This window comes from Bacillus sp. N1(2025), assembly GCF_053470005.1.
In genome coordinates this window covers 502,828-523,395 of the sequence record NZ_JBLTJB010000002.1, presented here as the reverse complement: position 1 = coordinate 523,395, position 20,568 = coordinate 502,828, and the positions used below count along the sequence as shown (strand labels likewise).

At 44.3% G+C, this 20,568-nt stretch carries 15 protein-coding genes; 5 read left to right on the top strand and 10 right to left on the bottom strand.

The genetic code is table 11. The features are described from left to right. Window positions 1-13 precede the first annotated feature (13 nt). Window positions 14-2,134 (bottom strand): SpoIID/LytB domain-containing protein, encoded by a 2,121-nt coding sequence (locus ACNFN4_RS07530; protein ID WP_448200093.1) that lies wholly within the window; start codon window positions 2,132-2,134, stop codon window positions 14-16. 32 nt (window positions 2,135-2,166) lie between these two features. Further along, entirely contained in the window at window positions 2,167-2,484 is a 318-nt protein-coding gene (locus ACNFN4_RS07525) for a hypothetical protein (protein WP_007407496.1), read from the bottom strand. Window positions 2,485-2,664: 180 nt separating this feature from the next. On the opposite strand from ACNFN4_RS07525, the gene tagU reads away from it, so the two are divergent. Beyond that, window positions 2,665-3,582, top strand: a complete 918-nt coding sequence (tagU, locus tag ACNFN4_RS07520) for a polyisoprenyl-teichoic acid--peptidoglycan teichoic acid transferase TagU (protein WP_003151369.1) — start codon at window positions 2,665-2,667, stop codon at window positions 3,580-3,582. Window positions 3,583-3,613: 31 nt separating this feature from the next. Here tagU and wecB read toward each other — a convergent pair whose 3' ends face one another. Then, window positions 3,614-4,753 carry a non-hydrolyzing UDP-N-acetylglucosamine 2-epimerase gene (gene wecB, locus ACNFN4_RS07515; protein ID WP_061047040.1) on the bottom strand — a complete coding sequence of 380 codons (1,140 nt, stop codon included), beginning with the start codon at window positions 4,751-4,753 and terminating at the stop codon, window positions 3,614-3,616. A 228-nt stretch (window positions 4,754-4,981) separates the two neighbouring features. On the opposite strand from wecB, the gene galU reads away from it, so the two are divergent. Next, entirely contained in the window at window positions 4,982-5,866 is an 885-nt protein-coding gene (galU, locus tag ACNFN4_RS07510) for a UTP--glucose-1-phosphate uridylyltransferase GalU (RefSeq protein ID WP_003151367.1), read from the top strand. 39 nt (window positions 5,867-5,905) lie between these two features. Here the strand turns inward: galU and tagH are convergent, their stop codons facing one another. The 5 genes from tagH to tagD all read right to left on the bottom strand — a co-directional run bounded on the left by tagH (window position 5,906) and on the right by tagD (window position 12,773). Further along, window positions 5,906-7,450 (bottom strand): teichoic acids export ABC transporter ATP-binding subunit TagH, encoded by a 1,545-nt coding sequence (tagH, locus tag ACNFN4_RS07505; RefSeq protein WP_163094052.1) that lies wholly within the window; start codon window positions 7,448-7,450, stop codon window positions 5,906-5,908. A gap of 20 nt (window positions 7,451-7,470) precedes the next feature. After that, complete coding sequence (locus ACNFN4_RS07500; RefSeq protein ID WP_003151365.1) at window positions 7,471-8,298, bottom strand: ABC transporter permease; 828 nt, start codon at window positions 8,296-8,298, stop codon at window positions 7,471-7,473. A gap of 185 nt (window positions 8,299-8,483) precedes the next feature. Further along, window positions 8,484-10,658, bottom strand: coding sequence for a CDP-glycerol glycerophosphotransferase family protein (locus ACNFN4_RS07495; RefSeq protein ID WP_448200092.1), 2,175 nt, complete (start codon window positions 10,656-10,658; stop codon window positions 8,484-8,486). A 49-nt stretch (window positions 10,659-10,707) separates the two neighbouring features. Beyond that, window positions 10,708-12,246: a glycosyltransferase family 2 protein gene (locus ACNFN4_RS07490; protein ID WP_448200091.1), complete on the bottom strand. Its 1,539-nt coding sequence runs from the start codon at window positions 12,244-12,246 to the stop codon at window positions 10,708-10,710. Between the two features lie 137 nt (window positions 12,247-12,383). Then, a complete protein-coding gene (gene tagD / locus ACNFN4_RS07485) occupies window positions 12,384-12,773 on the bottom strand; it encodes a glycerol-3-phosphate cytidylyltransferase (protein ID WP_003151361.1) in 390 nt (129 codons plus the stop codon). A 355-nt stretch (window positions 12,774-13,128) separates the two neighbouring features. Here tagD and ACNFN4_RS07480 point away from each other — a divergent pair, with 355 nt between their 5' ends. Then, window positions 13,129-13,899 carry a WecB/TagA/CpsF family glycosyltransferase gene (locus tag ACNFN4_RS07480; RefSeq protein ID WP_007407501.1) on the top strand — a complete coding sequence of 257 codons (771 nt, stop codon included), beginning with the start codon at window positions 13,129-13,131 and terminating at the stop codon, window positions 13,897-13,899. Window positions 13,900-13,931: 32 nt separating this feature from the next. Beyond that, window positions 13,932-15,098, top strand: a complete 1,167-nt coding sequence (locus ACNFN4_RS07475; RefSeq protein WP_448200090.1) for a CDP-glycerol glycerophosphotransferase family protein — start codon at window positions 13,932-13,934, stop codon at window positions 15,096-15,098. A gap of 60 nt (window positions 15,099-15,158) precedes the next feature. Here the strand turns inward: ACNFN4_RS07475 and ACNFN4_RS07470 are convergent, their stop codons facing one another. After that, entirely contained in the window at window positions 15,159-17,804 is a 2,646-nt protein-coding gene (locus ACNFN4_RS07470) for an N-acetylglucosaminidase (protein ID WP_215797179.1), read from the bottom strand. A 140-nt stretch (window positions 17,805-17,944) separates the two neighbouring features. Next, window positions 17,945-18,895 (bottom strand): mannose-6-phosphate isomerase, class I, encoded by a 951-nt coding sequence (manA, locus tag ACNFN4_RS07465; RefSeq protein ID WP_020956432.1) that lies wholly within the window; start codon window positions 18,893-18,895, stop codon window positions 17,945-17,947. Window positions 18,896-19,112: 217 nt separating this feature from the next. Between manA and ACNFN4_RS07460 the strand changes: the two genes are divergently transcribed. After that, complete coding sequence (locus tag ACNFN4_RS07460; protein ID WP_020956433.1) at window positions 19,113-20,564, top strand: spore germination protein; 1,452 nt, start codon at window positions 19,113-19,115, stop codon at window positions 20,562-20,564. Window positions 20,565-20,568 lie beyond the last annotated feature (4 nt).

Below are 20,568 nucleotides of genomic sequence, written 5' to 3'. Positions count from 1 at the left end.
CCTCCACAGAAGTTTAGTAGTTTGTAAGTGCTGTATTAGGATAATAGAACGCAAGAATAGAAGTATACGGCTCTCCGGCCTCCGCTCTTTCTTTTGCTCCGTATTGACTCATTCCTACGCCGTGACCGTATCCCTTTCCTGATATCGTGATTTGCGAAGAATTACCGGACGCACTGGCGTATGTGCTTTTAAAAGATGAAGCTCCGATCATCGTCCTGAGTTCAGACGCTTTCACCTCAACAGATGCAGTCTTGTTCATGACATAGCCCTTCGACTTGTCATTCACATGGTACGTGACCTTCACCGCGGCGTCTTCCGCGCGCTGGCCTTTTGTTTTTCCGGTGAGCGAGAGATCAGAGATGCTTGCAATTTTTATGGAACTTGCATTGGTTTCTTTATTTTTCATCAGCCAATTTTTTATTCCGTTGAGCTGCGCGGCATTTGCTTCGTTTGTTTTAGACCACCAGGATGCGGGATTTTTCATATCCAGACCCGCTGGCAGCTGCTGCTTCTGCAATGTTAAAGACCAGCTGATTTCCGGATCTTTTGTATCCTTTTTGGCTACTAAATACGGCACTTTCGATCCCCACACTTCATCGCCGGCTTCCATGTAACCGCCATTGCTTGATGAGTAAGTGGCATCTATCAATCTGCCGGAATAAGTGAGCACTTTCCCTTTTGTTCCGTTAACGGCTGCGGTGGCGTTTGGATACCAGCTGTATCCCCCGTAAACCTGGAAGGCCGTTGTATCCGCGACCGTTTGTCCCATCTTGCCGATAGAGTAGGTGCGGGCGGCAACAGCCTGGGCTTTCAGCGCTTCTGTCGGCCAGCTTCCCGGCATTTCATTCGGCAGGACACCTTTCAGATAATCCTCAAAAGGAATGTTTTCATTAACAGGTCTTACATATTTTCCGGATTCCGCAGTGAAACTCATATTCCCCAGATATGGTTTCCCGTCAATGCTGATTGTGTTTGCTGTTGAATATTTTTCAGGAACCGCCTTGAAAGACGTTTTTCCGCTGTTAATGCCTGCAACGCCTAATTTGCCGCCGGACGTTTCAATACGGTACGTCTTTCCGTTTACGAGATAAAACTCTTTTGCGTAAGCAGCCTTAACTGAATCGGCAATTGAATTCGCGCTGCCTATTAATGTATAAGAATAGGTGCCTTTCGTTTTAAAAAGGCTGGCCTCGTCGGCGGGTGTTTCGCTTTTTTTGATGTATACAAGCGGCATGTGATTTGCGGCGGCAATATTTGATCCGACAACGATGTCCGCTAATTTAGTCCCGTTGGCAGCCACCGTTTTGCTTGCATCCATGCCAAGCGAAGTGACTGCGTTTGCTGATATTTGATATCTGTTTGATCCGGTAATTCTTTTGGTGACCGAGGCCTTCTTTTTAATTTGATTCTCCACATCTTTGCTGACGTTTGAAGTGCCTCCCATGATGATCACTTTTTTAGGCAGATTGTAGCTCGGAAGGGAGTCTTTTTTCGTCAGGAGAATCGGATAGCCGTTTTGCGCAGCATAAGGCGCGATTGCCAGCGCATCCGTATATACATCCCCCGTTACTACGACCGCCTGGTCATAGCTGCCCATTTCGGCCGCAATATTTTTGGACAGATCATATCTGTTTTTTCCGCTGATCCGTTTCGTACGGCCGTATTTCTTCAATGTCTTTTCCGCGGCTGACGAAATACTGTTCGTCCCGCCGATGATTAAAATATTATCCGGACTGAATTTCTTGATTTGCGCTTCTGTGCTGCTGCTCAGCTTTTTCGCTTCAGTCAGCAGAACAGGCGCTTTCAGTTTATTCGCTAAAGGAATGACGGAAAGCGTGTCCGCAAAATAAGCATCCGTATTAACGACGACTATGTTGGACGGGTTTTTCCAATACTTGGATGTCGCGGCGTTAGCCGTATCATATTTGGACGCGCCTCCCAATCTGGCAACGGAGGAGACATCGCTTCCCGTCAGTTTATAAGTTCCTGAAGGTTCGATATTCAGAGTCGATTTATTACCAATATAATTCGTCAGTTTTACTGAGATATCAGAACTGGACGCAAAAGTGCTTTCCGGTAATAAAGCCAGGCTGAATATCACAGAAAAACAGACAGCCCATATTGTTTTCTTCAATTTTTATCCCGCCTTTTGCTGATCATGGTGTATTATTTTGCTTTCTCGATTTCCTTGATCTCTTTTTGGCCTTTATCATTTGTGAAATACGTAATGCTGACTTTGTCATTTTCGCTGAATTTATTCAGAACATCAGAGAAGTCATCAGAAAATTCAAAGCTGACGGGCTGATCATCCACTTTTACTTCAATTGTGTGCGTATCCGCCATACCGACATAATATGCCGTTTCTTTTTGAGCCTGGTTCTCCGAAGAACCGCTTCCCTTCTTTGATTGATCCGCCGTTCCGCACGCTGCCAATACAACAGAAAAAAGCAGTATTAAGAACGAAGCTGCAATAGTTTTTTTCATTTTTTTCACCTCATCTTTATGTATCGTCTTATACTAACTTTTTTTTAAGGTAATTTTAAGGTCTTTTTGTAACCTTTTTTTAAGAATTTCGTCTATTACATGGTTATAAGTAAAAATATGACTGGGTTTATAAAGATTAGTAAATTGTATCAGGAAAGTTAATAGAAAAGGTGATGACAAATGAGAGCTGAACGAAAAAGAAAGAAGAAAAAAGTTCTTCTGACAATCGTAACAATCATCGGGCTGTTAGTTTTATCATCAGGAGGCTACGTCTACTACTTGTGGCACAAAGCGGCTTCAACGGTGGCAAGCATTCAGGAAGACTTGAAAAAATCGGACAAACGTGACACGGATATAGATCTCGGAAAGAAGGATCCGATTTCTGTTTTAATCATGGGCGTCGATGAGCGGAAAAATGACAAAGGGCGCGCGGATACGATGATTTATATGACCGTCAATCCTAAAACGAATACAACAGAAATGGTCAGCATTCCGCGTGATACGTATACGAAAATCTCCGGCAAAGGTACGATGGATAAAATCAACCACTCCTATGCTTTCGGCGGAACGCAGATGGCCGCGGATACCGTCGAGGACCTGCTTGACGTGCCGGTAGATTATTTTGTGAAAGTAAACATGGAGAGCTTCAAAGATACCGTGGATACACTCGGCGGGATTACGGTGAACAGCACGTTTGCCTTCAACTACGACGGGCACTCTTTCGGAACGGGGAACATCAGCCTGAACGGCGAAGAAGCACTTGCCTACACGCGTATGAGAAAAGAAGATCCCCGGGGGGATTTCGGCAGGCAGCAGCGCCAGCGCCAAGTGATTGAAGGGATTATTTCTAAAGGGGCAAACATCTCGTCTGTCACGAAATTCGGAGATATGTTTAAGGTCATTGAAAACAATATGAAAACAAACATGTCATTCGATGATATGTGGACGGTTATGACTGACTATAAAAACGCCCGCAGCAAAGTCACTCAGCATGAACTGAAGGGAACGGGAACGAGAATCAACAATATCTATTATTACAAATTAGATGAAGCAAGCCTCGCTTCAGTCAAAAAAGAATTAAAAGAAAGCCTGAAATAATAAAAAACTCTGCATATGATGCAGAGTTTTTTTATTCTGTAAAAGGCTGCGGACGGGTTTTTCTATAGCCGTACCGATAAAGCAGTTCTTCCACAATCCGTTTTGAAGCCGATCCGTCACCATAAGGGTTTGACGCCTTTGACATCCGTTCATATTCAGCCTGATCGGTTAAGAGCTGTTTTGTCAGCTGATACACCGTTTCTTCATCTGTACCCGCCAGCTTTAATGTCCCGGCTTTCACTCCTTCGGGGCGCTCGGTTGTGTCCCTAAGCACCAAGACCGGCTTTCCGAGAGAAGGCGCTTCCTCCTGAACCCCGCCTGAGTCGGTCAAAATGAAACTTGCTTTCGCAGCGAAGTTATGGAAATCCACGACCTCCAGAGGTTCTATTAAGTGCACCCTGTCCGAATCAGCAAAATGGGCTTCTGCGGCCTCACGAACTGCGGGATTCAAATGAACGGGATAAACGACTTGTACGTCCTCAAACTCTTCAACGACTCTTCTGACGGCCTTAAACATCTGTTCCATCGGCCTGCCTAAATTTTCACGTCTGTGCGCTGTTAAAAGAATCATCCTGCTTCCTTCCAGCTTGTCAAAAATCGGATGAAAATAATCTTCCCGCACTGTCGTTTGAAGCGCGTCTATCGCTGTATTTCCCGTGACAAATATAGAATCCGGCTTTTTATTTTCAGAAAGCAGATTCTGCTCGGCCTGGCTTGTCGGCGCAAAATTCACATCAGCGATCACGCCCGTCATCTGCCGGTTGATTTCCTCAGGGAAAGGAGAGTATTTATTATGCGTACGCAGACCGGCTTCCACATGGCCGACGGCGATTTGATGATAAAAGGCGGCAAGGCTTCCGGCGAACGTTGTCGTCGTATCTCCGTGGACCAAAACGATATCTGGTTTTACTTCTTGGAACAGCTTGTCCAGTTTCAGCAAAGCATGAGATGTAATTTCTGAAAGCGTTTGACGCTCTTTCATAATATTCAAATCAAAATCAGGCGTAATGCTGAATGCTTCAAGCACTTGATCCAGCATCTGTCTGTGCTGTGCGGTTACAGTCACCAGCGAATCAATTTCCTGATATTTTTCAAGCTCTAATACGAGCGGAGCCATTTTAATTGCTTCAGGTCTTGTACCGAATACGGTCATTACTTTTAGTTTTTTCAACGGTTTGTCTGCACCTCGTTTTATATGTCGGATATCCCTTCATGTTAACATATTTATGCCGTTTCTTAGATATTGTAAAGCTTAATGGCAAACAAAGCAAAAACCTTTATAACACTCTTTGAAAGCGGATTAAAAGGTGTGAATTTTAATCAATTGTGGTAAAGTGGAAAAAGACTAGGTTATAGTTCTGAAAAAAAGATTTTGCAGAAACAAGGATGGTGTTATTCAGTGAAGAAAGTACGCAAAGCCATTATTCCGGCAGCAGGTTTAGGCACTCGTTTTTTGCCGGCCACTAAAGCAATGCCTAAAGAAATGCTTCCAATCGTTGATAAGCCTACAATTCAGTATATTATCGAAGAAGCTGTCGAATCCGGCATCGAAGATATTATTATCGTAACCGGAAAAGGAAAAAGAGCAATAGAAGACCATTTCGACAATGCCCCTGAACTGGAACGTAATTTAGAAGAAAAAGGGAAAATCGAACTGCTTCAAAAAGTGAAAAAATCGTCAAATATTGCGGATATCCACTATATTCGCCAAAAAGAGCCAAAAGGACTCGGTCATGCCGTTTGGTGCGCACGCAACTTCATCGGCGATGAACCTTTCGCCGTTCTTCTCGGCGATGATATTGTCCAGGCTGAAAAACCGGGACTTCGTCAGCTGATGGATGAATACGAAAAAACATTGTCTTCAATCATCGGTGTTCAGCAAGTTCCTGAAAGCGACACACACCGCTACGGAATTATCGATCCGTTAACAAATGAAGGCCGCCGTTACCAGGTCAAAAATTTTGTAGAGAAGCCTGAACCGGGCACAGCTCCTTCCAACTTGGCTATTTTAGGAAGATACGTTTTCACTCCTGAAATTTTCATGTACCTGGAACAGCAGGAAGTCGGTGCAGGAGGAGAAATTCAATTAACGGACGCCATCCAAAAGCTCAATGACATTCAGCGTGTCTTCGCTTATGATTTCGAAGGAAAACGTTACGATGTCGGTGAAAAACTCGGATTTATCGAGACGACGCTTGAATTTGCCTTACAGGATCAGGATATCCGCCATAAATTGATTCCGTTCATGAAGGATCTTCTTGAAAAAGAAGAAGCTGACGAATAGAAAAAGCTGCCGAATCCGGCAGCTTTTTTTATGTGATCTTTACTTTTTAGACGTTACCGTCAGTGTTTTATCAGCATTGTTCACAGAAAAAGTATATTCCTGGTTTTTAAGCATGAGCAAATTCTGATTGATTTTGCTGCCGCCTTTTTCACTTAAAGCTGAGATGTCTGCGGGACGCGATAAATGAAAAATCACTTCGGAGACTGTATCATTGTCAATCACAACATCCGTTTTGGCATCGGATGTTTTTAATACGTTCCGTCCGTCAGCCGTTTGTCCGGCAGCTGGATTTTTCAATTTACTCTGTACATCGTCCCGGCTTTTATTGAGATATGAGAGAAACTCTTCTGCTGTTTGGCTTGATAAACTGCCGCTGAAATCATTAAGCTGAACACCCGTCTTTTTTAAAGCGTTCACTTTATACAGATCAGTCTTTTTCATAAAGTACTCTTTATCGTTTAATTTCACTTTGGCCGCCTGGTTATTTTCGGCTTCTATCTGCACCTTCGTGCCGAAACTTACACTTGCGGAGGCTTTTCCTTTTATATCTTTTTCAGTATAAAGGTCCGCCTTTTCAGCTTTTACCAAAGCAGGTTTATTCACAGACTCATAAAGGCCGGCATCGCTCTGTTTGACGTCACCGAAAGATGCGATCGCACGCAGAGGCTTGTCTGAAAACATCGAAGCGCCTGCGCCGACAGCCAGCAATGCAAGCAGCGTAATCTGTATCGTATTGGCAATGAATTTAGGCTTCGCTTTCTTTTGCTGCGCCTGAGTGATTTTCTGTTCCTCGGCTGCCCGCGTTCTGCCTTCAATCTGCTCGTTTTGATATTTCTTTTTTTCTTTCTTTGAAAGCTTGTTGAACCAATCCACAAAAGCTTTATATTCTTTCACAACGGCTTTCGTTTCGTCGAACATGCGCATTTCGCCGTAATGCATCCAAGCCACCCGATCACACATTTTCTCAATCTGTCCGATGGAATGACTGACGAAAAAGATCGTTTTGCCGCGTTCTTTAAATTCCGTAATGCGGTCCACACATTTCTGATAGAAAGTCTGGTCCCCTACTGAGAGCGCCTCATCAATAATGAGGATGTCAGGGTCCATATGCGCCGATATGGCAAAACCGAGACGGGATTTCATACCGCTTGAATAGCTTTTAACAGGCTGATCTATAAAGTCGCCGATATCCGCGAATTCAACGATTTTTTCATAAAGCTCGTCTATCTGCCGATTGTTGAGACCCATCATCAAGCATTTTAAACGAATGTTGTCTTTACCGCTTAATTGATTGTTTAATCCGGCAGAAATCGCGATTAAAGACGGCTGCCCGTTCATATCAATCTCACCGCTTGTCGGCGGAATGATCTTTGCAAGCAAATTGGACATCGTTGATTTTCCCGAGCCGTTGATCCCTACGAATCCGATCGTTTCCCCTTCATAGACGTCAAAAGAAACATTTCGGACAGCGAAAAAACCTTTTTGATTTCTGTTTGGGAAAAACAGTCCTTTAATTTTGTCAGACTGTTTTTTATATAGAAAATACTGTTTTGAAACATTTCTGAACGAAACTTTTAGTTTCATCGTATAATCTCCTTACTATATTAAAGAAAGTCAACAAACTTATCTCTGAATTTCATATGAAGAAGTGAACCGACTGTTAACAACAGCAGTGTGACGAACCAGAAATACAGCGTGTATTTCACATCGTGGAAAAACCACTGCCCTTCCATAAAGCTGTCTCTAAAGCCCTCGATAATATAGAAAAGAGGGTTTAACTTCAAGATGGTCAAAACTTCAGGTCTGTTTCCAAATTTCTCCGCAATGTCCCAGAAAATCGGCAGAAGAAAAAAGAGCAGCCTTGTGACGGCCTGAAGCAAAAACTGATAGTCCCTGATTAAAACGCTGATGGTTGAATTAAACAGGCCGAAAGCAAACATAAAACTGATCATGCAAAACAAGTAATAAATATATTGCAGCCAGTGAAGCGTCGGAAACAGTCCGTTGCTCAGCAGCACAATAATATAAATCGCCATCATCACAAAGTAACTGAATAAATTCGATGCTATCACTACAGAAGGCAGTGAACTGATCGGAAAGTTCATTTTCGACACTAAATTTATCCGTTTAAAAACGCTGTTAGATGCATCCAGTATCGTCGGACTGATAAAGAACCAAGGAATTAAGCCGGCCAGCATCCAGACGATGAACGGTACGCTGTCTCCATTTCCAAGCACCATATCATGTCCGCCGCGAATCCCGAGACCAAATACGAACCAGTAAGCCAGCATTTGAATCATAGGGTTGAGAAACTGCCACAATATACCCAAATAGTTCACTTGATACTTTGATTTCGTTTCGTACACTGCAAGCCGCATAATCAGCGGAAATGAGTTGAATTGCTCTTTCAGAATTTTTACCAATGCATTCATTCTAATCTTCCTTAGTCGTAAGTTTTAGGTAATAGCTTTGACTTACAAAAGCACCGCTCATAATTGTAACAGATTACGATGTATTTTTCACTTCATAACAAGCCTGAGCCCCATGAGCGCAACATGCCGTCACTTAAGCAAAAAAGCATAATTAACGTGGTTAAATTATGCTTTTTTGCACTTATTTACTTGTCCCCGAAAATCACTTTTACGGCTTTTTCAGACGATTCTCCGGTTTCTAAATAACAGAACTTCTCGTAAAAAGGCCCGAACGAATCCGGAAGCTTATAATCATCTGATTCCGTTTCATTGACCCATTTGATAACGTCACCTGTTTCTTTGACAAGCGGGCCGGGCGCTTCTTTTTCAAAGTCAAAGTAAAACCCTCTGAGTTTATCCCGGTACGTTTCGATATCAGGCACATAAAACAGCATCGGTCTTTTCAGATTTGCATAGTCAAAAAAGACAGAGGAATAGTCCGTTATGAGTAAATCAGAGACCATATACAGCTCACGGATATCTTCGTAGCTGGAGAAATCATACGCAAATCCTTCATACGGTCCGAGATCAAAGTTTTCCGCCACGAGATAATGCATCCGTAAAATAATGACATAACGGTCGCCGATCGCTTCTCTCAATTGGTGAAGGTCTAAATCAAGGTCAAACTTGTATTTTCCCTTCTTATAAAATTGGTCATCCCGCCATGTCGGTGCGTAGATAATCACTTTTTTATCTTGCGGAAGATTCATTTTTTCTTTCAGCGCTTTAATGACAGAAGGGCTGTTATCCGTCTGAAGGAAGTCATTCCGCGGATATCCCGATTCAATCATGGTTTTATTAAACTGAAACGCCCGGGCGAATATTTCGGTTGAATATGCGTTCGGTGAAATCAGGTAATCCCACTTTGAAGCCTCTGTCGTAAAGTTGCGCTTGTATTTTTCAGTGTTTGTTCCGGGCATATGCACTTCATCCATATCTACGGCAAGGCGCTTTAAAGGCGTGCCGTGCCATGTCTGGACATATGTCGTATGCTCAGGTTTCGGAATCCACAGCGGCATACGGCTGTTGACAACCCAGTACTCGGCTCTTGCCATGGCAAACAGCCATTTGAACGTAAAGCGTTCGATATAAGGAATTCCTTTATCTTTAAATGTCTGTGAGTAAGCGGGGTTTACACTCCAGCAGAGACGGTATTCCGGCATCTCTTTGCTCATGTATTCATAAATCGCCCGCGGGTTGCAGCTGTACTGTTTTCCGGCAAAGCTTTCAAACATGACAAATTTCTGTTTGACAGGCAGTTTTCCCGCAACCCTGAATCCCGCTTTATAAGTGTTTTGTATTCTTTTCTCAATGAACTTTTTCAGCTTATTCTTTCTCTTGCGTACAAAGGAAGCGCCCCGTTTCAGCTTTCCTTTCACAAAATACTCCACGCGGGTGCTGAAGCTGTAATCGTTCATTCTCAGGTGGAGATTTTTCGTTTTCTTTTTCGTGAAAACGTGAAATCTGGCAGGCCCTTTCTCCGTTTTCAAAATCGTGAATTGGTTAGGGTTTACATGTTCAGATTTCAGAACCTTTAACGGTTTGCTGTTGGTGATAATCTCTTCACCCGTCCCGGCATCTTCAAAAATGAATTGAATGTGGAATTGAAAGGTTAGCTGCTGATTCAATTCTTTATAAACGGCATTCAAATCAATTTTTGTATCAAAGCCTATCGTGTCAAGCATCGTTGTGTCCTGAACATATTCATCAAGGTCGTGTCTCGGCACGTCGTGAAGCGGGTACTTCAGAATGAGAGGCTCCTCTTCTTTTCCTTTTTTCATTTTCAGAATCAGGTTTTTTTCTTTTACCTTTAAGGTTTCTGCCGCATTCAGCCGGAATGCAAAACCTTTCAGATGTAAGCTGCCGTCAGATTCGAGCTCCATTTCATCAATCCGCGTGACGAACTTTTTCTGCAGCAGCTTTAAGGAGAAATTCCCTTTCTTAGTCGTGTAAGGGAAAAAGAACATATGATGAGCCTCATCTTTATAAGAAGACAGTTCAATAGGTTCAAGGCTGGATTTTAACCGTTTTTTACTGATATCACTGTCATCATTGATAAAGGAGACATAGAAATCCAGACATCCTTTGCCGTCCGTATGGTCAGAAAGCAGATCCGTGCTCATGACAGCATGGTAATCCCCGCCTTCTCCGGCCAACCGTTTCAGAGGGACGGAAAGTTCCGCTTTTGTCTTACGATTTATAATCTGAAGAGAAGGCTCTTCCCCTGCAGTGACATTTTCACAGGATATCGTAATGCTGAATGTCTCTTCCTTTATGTTAAGATGTTTTAACTTGTATCTGACAGGATTTTCTATACCCATAAAATAAGTCTACTCCTCTGTTTCAATTAAACATATCCAATCACAATCATCATTTTGTTACTTTCAGCGAAAGGTTCTCCTTCACCGTCCGGTAGAATTGATATTGCAGTCCGTTCACTTCTGCCGTCACCTTTTCACCGTCTTCTCTGTTTAACATGACACGTTCATAATCGTTATAAATGACATACATAATATAACCGCCAAGTCCGACTTTTTCAATGTCACTTAACGGGATTTCAAGGATGTACCGCCCGTCTCCCAGTGACTGAACCGGAAACTGGTGGTGTACTTTCATGTTATCTCTGTGCTGAAACAGAATATATTGGGCATTATTTCTGTCCTGTCCGAACAAGCGGAACGTAACGGTGAATTTATGATCGGCGAACACCGTGCTTTCCGTTTCTCCGTGCATGCGAAGTTCGACCAGTTTATTTTCTTCATCCGTCAGCGGGCTTTCTAAATAAGCCAGCCCGTCTTGCGTCACGATGGTTTTATCGGGCTCTTTTTTGGACCAGCGGAACAGCTTTTCGACCTCATCATACCGTTTTTGAGTCAGCAGACGGTAGGCCGTTTTATGAATCGGATGAAAAAATGTCTCGGAAATATCGTATTTCGTCTTCTTTAACACATTCAGAATTTCATTGAATTTATTGTAGTAGGCTTCTTTGTTTTCGCTTTTCAGGAAGTGCATCCGATCGAAAAGGCGCGTAATGGAATCGAATTCGATCAGGCGGTTCATCGCCATCTTCTCTTTTTCAGTATCTAATTTTTTGTTCAGAATATACTTCATTACAGCTATGTTCGTATCGGTTTTTTCCATTATATTAGTCTGCTTTGTCAGCGACTCATTATTGTCCATTCTGTTCAGATAATAGACCGGTTCGGTTGACGTTGAAATATCTCCGCACGCCAAAAGAACATCCATAAAAAATTGCTTATCTTCAGCAAATTTCATTTCCGGATATCTGATATCATTATCTTTTAGAAATTGTAAGTTCATCATTCTTGCCCGCGGGCCGAGATGATAGAAAATATGCCGGATTGAAAAAGGCGATACCTTCGCTCTGTTCAGCGAAGACTCATGTTTCCCGATCGTTTTTTGACCGTTCACCTGCACTTCGATCGTTTTTCCGACCGCATAATTTACCTGATCTCTTTCGAGCATGTCGAATAAGATTTTAACTCCGTTCGGCGCAAACCAATCATCTGCATCCAAAAATGTAATGTACTTCGCATTTGCCAGCTCAATTCCCAAGTTTCTCGGATAAGCCGGGGTTCCCGTGTTGTCTTTCAAAAAGACGACTGTAATATTTTCATACAATTCGGCGTACTCAGTCAGGATGTTTCTGGAATCATCAGTAGAGCAATCATCGACCAGAATTAAAGAAATATGCTGAAAGCCGATGTTTTGAAGGATCACTGAATCAACTGTTTTCCTTACATATTCTTCTGCATTATAAACAGGAACGACTACCGCTACCTTCTTCTCTTCCGCCAATGCTTCTTTGTTTAAAATGGTATATTCGCGTTCTTCTACGGACGGCTTGGACTCTTTTTTATTCAACTTAAAAAAGTTACTAAGATTCATCTTTAAATTCTCCTCTTATTGTCTAGCTTTTTTTCAAAAGCGCATAACAAATATAGCGAAAATAACCTTATATTACAAGAAGTACTCCCTATCCGGAGGGAGTACTTCTTTATCATCTGTATATCCGAATGTTTCAATTACACCCCGGCAATTTCTTTTTTAATCTGTGTGGTGGAAATGCCTTCGGTTCTAGGGAGGTAGATGACTTCGCATTGATCTTTAAGGAAATCGAATTTGCCTTCCCAATCGTCTCCCATTACGAACACATCGATGTTGTGATCCGCTACGTCACGTACTTTTTGATCCCAGCTGTTTTCCGGAATGACTTCGTCGACATAACGGATCGTTTCCAGAATCAGCTTTCTGTGTTCATAGCTGTGGTAGGCCTTTTTTTGTTTTTGCAGGTTGAACTCGTCTGTTGAGATGGCGACAACAAGGTAATCCCCAAGCTGCTTTGCGCGCTCAAGCAGTTTAATATGACCCCAATGCAGTAAATCAAACGTACCGTAAGTAATGACCTTCTTCATGAAACAAAAGCTCCTTTCTATCATCATACGTATAACAAGCAACTGCCCTGAAATGCTGCGCAGCTGTATCCTTAATCACTAAAGTGCCAATTTCGTACTCATGGAACCTCATTATATCACATAGCCCTGAAAAGGTTAAGCCAATGTAAAACGAAGTTAAAATCCACTTATTAACAAATGTTATTACAATAGGAGTTTAGCAGGGTTTTTGCGCGTATGATTAAAGAAATTGTTATCTTATTTATATTTTTGTAAAACTATTGTTAAGTTTATCTGAAGGTATTATGTTAAAATAAAGCTTAGCCTAAGTCACGAAAAAGTGAAAGAAAATCCCGTACAAAAAGGAGGACGGCAGATGCAGACTGAAATGGTGCACAACCTTTCTTATGTTAATGGAAATTTACAGGAGTTTATTTCATATTTAGACACTTATTATATCGCACAAAAGCAAGGAGCCGTCATTGCGACGGTCAATCCTGAGATCGGATACGCTGCGGCGAAAGACAAAGGTTATCATCAAGTCATTTCATCCGCGGATTTCGTCCTGCCGGATGGTATCGGCGTCGTGTTAATGTCACGTTTGACGCAGCACCCGCTGAAATCAAGAATTGCGGGATTCGATGTGTTTCTTGCGCTGCTCGGCCTCGCAAACCGGCAGTCTAAAAAAATATTTTTATACGGAGCTAAACAAGACGTGCTTGACGCCGTTTTGAACCGGATCAGCAAAGAGTATCCGAATATTGAGGTTGTCGGAGCCAGCAACGGTTATGAAGCGGATAAACGCTTCGTCGCCAAACAGATTTCCCGGGCGAAACCCGATCTCGTGTTTGTCGCCTTAGGATATCCCCATCAGGAACAATTTATTTATGAATACAAACATCTTTTCCCTCAGGCTGTATCGATCGGTTTGGGCGGAAGCTTTGATGTGTTCAGCGGAACGGTGAAACGCGCCCCTGAATGGATGATCAAAACGAATCTGGAATGGCTGTACAGACTGGTGACGAATCCGTGGAGATGGAAAAGGATGCTGAACATTCCGAAGTATGCTTTTACCGTTTTGAGAAATAATAAATCAAATAAAAGCCTGTATTCCAAGCAGGCAGAAGATCAAACGAAACAGCTTTAAACAAATAAAACAGCAAAAGAGATTGGTAATCTATGAACTTGCGATCTTTATTCGCCGCTTTTTATTCTATATATCTGTCTGTTCTCGGCGTTTTGTTCAAGCCTGTAAAGCCCAAGAACCATCTGACCCTGCTGGTATCTTTTGAAGAGAATGCGCAGGCTCTCATCCGTTCTTACAAAGCGCACGCTGAATCGCTTTCTTATGAAATGACGGTTTTGTATACGAGACACGCCGTCAGTCTGAAAAAAGAGCTGGAAGGTGTCGGCTCTTTTTATCTGAACGAAAAACATCCGCTGCATCTTTTGAAGGCTGTTTTGATCCTTTTTAAAAGCAAAGTGGTGATAACGGATAACTATTTCCTCATGACAAGCGTCTTAAACCGCCGGCCGCAAACGACATGCATTCAGGTGTGGCATGCGAACGGCTCTTTGAAAAAGTTCGGCCTTGAGGATGTGACGAATCAAAACCGTCCGGCATCAGATATCAGCCGTTTTAAAAAGGTGTACCGCTCGTTTGACTTTGTTACCGTCGGTTCAGACGCGATGGCTGACGTTTTTAAAAAGTCGTTCGGCATACGGGACGGCCAGCTGTTAAAAACGGGTGTCCCCCTGACTGACGTCTATTATGAAGAACACAAGCCCGAACTGAAGCACAAATGGCCGAAAAAAATCATCCTGTACGCACCGACATTCAGGGATTATGATATGCAATCCTTTCGGCTGCCATTCACCGAAGAACAGCTCACAAACGCGTTAAACGGAGAGTATATGCTGCTTGTAAAGCTTCATCCTGCCGTTTTGCATCAGATTTCGGCTTCGTTTGAAAGCGAACTGATCAAGAACGTGTCTGACATGCGTCTTCATGATCTCTTGAAAGCGGCTGATATTTTAATTACGGATTACTCTTCCGTGCCTTTTGAATTCGCGCTCTTAAATAAACCGATTTTCTTTTTCACGTATGATCTGGAGGAATATGATCAAAAACGCGGTTTAATCGACAATTATACGTCCGTCATTCCCGGAAAGGCTTGTCATGACAGCGAAGCCCTTCTGGAGGAAATGACGAAAAAGCCATTTCGTGCAGAAGAACTGAAGCGGTTCTCGGACAAATGGAATATGTATTCAGATGGGAATTCGAGTGAAGCGTTATTGAAATTTGCGGAAACAAAAATGAAAAATTGTGCTGAAGCACCTGCCTGAATCGACGGCGGGTGTTTTTTGCATGAAGAAAGGGCTGAAGCATACACTTCAGCCCTTTTTTTATACTTTCATATACACGGGAACATCATAGTAAAGCGTATAGTCATCCAGCAGTGAGTATAAGCTGTACATGCGGTTTACCTGCTTATACGCCCAGCCGATGTCTGTCGCATACTGATGAGCCGCGGCTGGAGACCATCTCATTTTATACAGCGTATCCTGCTCGTATGAAGGATTGTGAATATAAGACGCACCGATAAATTGGGCTCCGCCGATAATCGCGGCTTCCGGAGTAAACCAGCCTTGATTATACGCGTATTGTGCGCCGTAGTAATTCGGGTTGCTGTCATAAGCCCCGATGCCGTACATGTTGTAAACCTTTTTACCATTATACATAATGCCGTTCGCAAGCTCTGACGTGCCATTGCCCGTTTCAAGCAAAGCATGCGAAATCAAATACACTTCATTAATGCTGTATTTGCCGGCGGCTGTAATAAAGGCCTGGCCTTTCCCTGTCAGTATTCCTTTATTGACCAGCACTTTTTGATTCAGTTCCGATGTGTTCAGTCCGGCTGTCTGAGAGAGCTTCAGAAATTGAAAGTAATACTTGCTGTCTTGTGCGAAGTGAGCAGGATTGACATACTGCCCGACTTCGTCACTGCTGGCGTTTCTCCAGCCCATGCTGAGTTTGGCCCAGCCGTTTGTCTGGCCTGTGATGCTGACTTTATCGCCTTTTTTCAACTGCCCGATAATATTGCCGGAGCTGACTTCCGGGGTTGACCGGACGTTCAGGACGTCGGCTGTGACCGTTCCGGAGGCCGTATTGATGTACGTAAGCGATGCATAAGCCGCGGCATCAGTCTGCGGGCTGACTGTCATTTGTTTTTTGACCATATCTGCCAGCGAGATGTTGTAATTGGTATTCATGATTTGCGGTCCGTTTTTTATTTTCAAAATAGCCATCGTCCATCCGTACAGCTTTTTCAGCTTTTGGGAGGCGGCGTCCGCTGACTGCGCTCCCGTGAATTGATCGCGAATGCGGAGTTCATAAACCGGATGGCTTTCACTCGTATAGCCGGCCTGTAATTGTTTGGCGCTGAAAAAGCTCATGCTTTTATTTAAAACGGTTTTACTGCTGAATGTTTCGGTTTTGATGACGTACTGTGCAGACCCGGTTTTCCCCGTCTCCTTCACAGTGCCGGCCGCTTTGTTTTGCTTGAAAAAAGCAGTCACGCGGTCAATGTCTTCCTTTTTAAGCAGCGGTGCCGTTTCAATTCTGAATTGTGTATACGCCGCTTCACCTGTTTTCTGTGCGGAGGCGGATACTTTTTTCCCTTTGAAAAAGTCCAGCGAACGATTGATTTTTGCCGTATCGAGCAGTGATTCGGTTGTGACTTGGTACGTTGTGTCCGTCTGCTTGGATATCGTTTTTGTAATGGCAGTCAGTTTATATCCCGCCAGCAGATTCAATCCTTTTTTTATCTTCGACTGGTCTGCCGTCTGCTGAGAAAGCAGCTGATATTCGTTTTCTGCTGTTTTTCCCGCCGCTGTTCTTGCCGTCTTTACATGCTGCTGGCGGAAATACGCCTCCGCTTGATCTGCCTGCGCAGCGGTAAGCTGCCCTGCCGTGATCCGATAAACGGACACTGATGCTGTCTTTTTGACAGGCGATGCGTCGCAATGCCATTTTTTCTTTTTAAAGAAAGCTTGAACGCTTTTCAGCTGCTTAGCCGTCAGTCCGCTCATCCCGACCGTATAATTATTTTTCTTGCCGGCTTTTTGATAGCTTCCGCTGACACCCGTATTCTTCTTGATTTGGGTGATAGCATTTTGTACGGCGCTTACTCCGTTAAAATATCCTGACTGCACGTTGTACACGGTTGCTGTTTTGCTTTGGGCATACTTTTGAACGTTCCCTTTGACGCCCGTTTTCTGCTGCAGCTGTTTCGCTAAACCAGCCGCATCATTTGCATTTGAGATGTCAGAGGCTGTCACGGTGATATTCGGACTGGCCTTTGCCGTGACTTTCAGCGACGACTGCAATCCTGTTTCCTTTTGAAAATCAGTTTGGATTTGAGCGGCTTTTTGATCGCCGGAGATTGTTCCTGATTGGATCTGAAACCGGGCTGTTTCCCGTTTGATCTGACGGTATGACGCTTTCACGCCCGTCTGCTTCGTCAACGCTTGCGAGAGCGCTTTTGCGTCTGCTTCGGCCGCCATCTCAGAAGTCACGACCTGCATGTACGGCTGTTTTGTCCCCGCCGTCTTGACGGCGCCGGTCACGCTCGTTTTTTTCGTCAGTTCGGCAAGAAGATTTTTCGTCTGCCGCTCGTCTGATAGAACGCCTGATGTGACGGTCACGTACGGCTGTTTGCTTCCGCTTGCGCTGTAAGTGCCGGCCACACCCGTCTGCTTCGTAAAATCTTTCAGCACGGTTTTCGCATCCGTTTCATCGTGTAAGCCTGAAGCTGAGATTTGATAAGTGAGCGGCGTATTTCCGGCTTTCTTTGCATCAGCCTGCCACCCCGTATCCTTTTTCAATTTCGCTGCCGCTTGAAGCGCCTCGTTCTCAGAAGCAAATTGCTGCTTCGTTTCCAGCTCGTAAACGGAGTAGTCGCTGTATGCGGCCTCAGCGGGCTGTGCAAGGTTGCAAAAGACAAGGAAAACGGCGGACAATAACATAGGTGCAACGAATCTCTTTTTCATTCCTTCTCCTCTTTCTGATTCAATTGGTTTCTATCAAACTAGTTTATTTATCGGCCGGCCTTCTTCATTTTTACAGAGAGAAATCACCCAATTTTCCAAATAAAAAAAACTTAATCCCAGAGCTGGGATTAAGTTTGGTTTTATATATGAGAAACGATGATCGTGCAATCTCCGTTTATCGTAAAGTCAGGCATCTGATCCGGCAGTATGAAATGCGCGCCTTTTTCAAGCTTGGCGGACTTGCCTTCATAGAGGATGGAGCCGCTTCCTTCTGTGACGCTGCACAGCATAAACGGAGCGTCCTGGGTCATTTCCGCCGTCCCGCTGATATCCCATTTGTATACAGAAAAATATTCTCCCTGCACAAAGGTTTTGATGGTGACGCCTTTTCTCGTTTCAGTTGATTCATCTAAAAATCCGTCCACATGAGGAACGGTGGCGGCGTTGACGGCATCGCGGATATGCAGCTCACGCGCCTGGCCGTTTTGATCTGTACGCCCGTAATCATATATCCGGTAGGCGGCCTCTGAATTCTGCTGTGTTTCAAGCACGAGCGCCCCCGCGCAAATGGCATGGATGGTTCCGCTCGGCACATAATAAAAATCGCCGGGTTTGATTTTCACACGGCGCAGCAGGCCTTCCCAGTCACCGCTGTTAATCATGGTGACAAGTTCCGCTTTCGAACGGGCCGTGTGACCGTATATGATTTCCGCATTTTCTTTACAGTCAATAATGTACCAGCACTCAGACTTTCCCATTTCACCCTGTCCATGCTCCTCGGCGTCATAATCGTCAGGATGGACTTTAACAGACTGATGATGTTTGACGTCCAGTATTTTCGTCAGCAGCGGAAACCGGTCCCCTTCCGTTCCGCCGAATAATTCTCTATGCTGATCCCACAGTTCCATCAAGGTTTTCCCTTGATACGGACCGCTTTTGACCGTGCTCATTCCGTGCGGATGGGCTGATATCGCCCAGCATTCGCCGGTTGTTTCTGAAGGTATGTCATATCCGAATCGTTCGCGTAATAGCGTGCCGCCCCATAGTTTTTCTTTACATACAGGCTGTAAAAAAATCGGCTCTTGCGTCATGTTCGTTCCCCTCCCCTTAAAAAGCGGCTCATATCCCATTCCCCCTGTGTCTTTTTTAAAACACGGAGGGAGCCGCGGTTAAAAACAATATGTATAAAATGGCTGACCTGCTCATTATACCATTCGGATGGGGCGGAATGCTCAGTCATTTCCTATTCCAGAATAAAATGCCTTGTTTGTCGCAAATTAAAATAACTGATGGAAAGGGGGGAACATTGTGACGATACATGCGGAGCTCGGCAAAAACCTTGAAGTGCTGAAAAAACGGTTCGGCCAAAGCGATGACATGATGTTTTATTCGTTTACGTACGGAAACGGCAAATGTGACGCCTGTCTTATCTATATAGACGGACTGACCGACAATCAATTGCTTGCGGAATATATTATTTCGCCCGTGCAGGCGGCCGCCCGGCATCAAGAGGAACCGGCTGAAACACCGCCGTCATCCATCTCTTTCGGCTATCGTCATACCCGGCTTTCTTCACTTAAGGACGCGGAGGCAGACATTTTCTCCGGCAAATCGGTTTTGCTGGCGGAGGGGTGGGAGGAAGCTCTTTCGTTTGAGACGGAAACATTTAAAATGCGTGATATTGAAGAACCGTCTTCAGAAGTGCTTGAACGGGGGCCGAGGATAGGTTTTGTCGAAAAGCTTCGGACGAACACGGCGCTTTTGCGCGAGCAGTCCGGTGATCCCAACCTCCAGATCAAAGAGATCACACTCGGCGAACGGACAAAAAAGCGGATCGCCGTTGCCTACATTCGGGATATTGCCCCTGATGATGTTGTAAAAGAAGTGATGAAAAGACTGGAGTCCATCACCATTGACGACATTCCGGAATCAGGAGCGATCGAGCAGCTTATTGAAGATAACACGTATTCTATTTTCCCGACCGTCTTGACGACCGAACGGCCCGACCGGGTTATGGGCGCTCTTTTGGAAGGAAGGGTTTCCATTCTTGTAGACGGAACGCCTTTTACCCTTTTGGTGCCGGCTACCGTTGATGAATTTATCCACTCCCCTGACGATTATAATCAGCGGTGGGTTCCGGTTACCTTTCTCAGGCTGCTTCGGTATACATGCATTTTAATCACGATTTATTTACCCGGCCTTTACATATCGCTCGTTACGTTTCACACGGGGCTCTTACCGACGAGAATGGCGGTTACGATTGCCGGAAGCAGATTGAATGTCCCGTTCCCTCCTTTTGTTGAAGCGTTCATCATGATTTTTACGATCGAGATGATCAGAGAAGCCGGACTCAGGCTGCCGAAGCCGATCGGACAGACGATCGGCCTGATCGGGGGCGTGGTGATCGGACAGGCCGCCGTTCAGGCGAATATTGTCAGCGCGATGATGGTCATTGTCGTATCCGTTACGGCGTTGGCTTCTTTTACGGCGCCCTCCTATGCGTTCAATTTTCCGCTGAGGCTCATCCGTATTTTTTCAATGATTCTGTCGGCGATATTAGGTTTATACGGACTGATCATGTGCTATCTGCTTGTCATCGGCCATCTGATGCGCCTGAAAAGCTTCGGCCAGGATTATATCATTCCGATCATGGCGCAGCCTAGCCAAGACTTAAAAGATACGATCGTCAGACTGCCGACGCCTCTTTTGAAAAAACGGCCGACCAGAAAAGAGACGAAAGATAAAATCAAGCAAAGGTGATCCC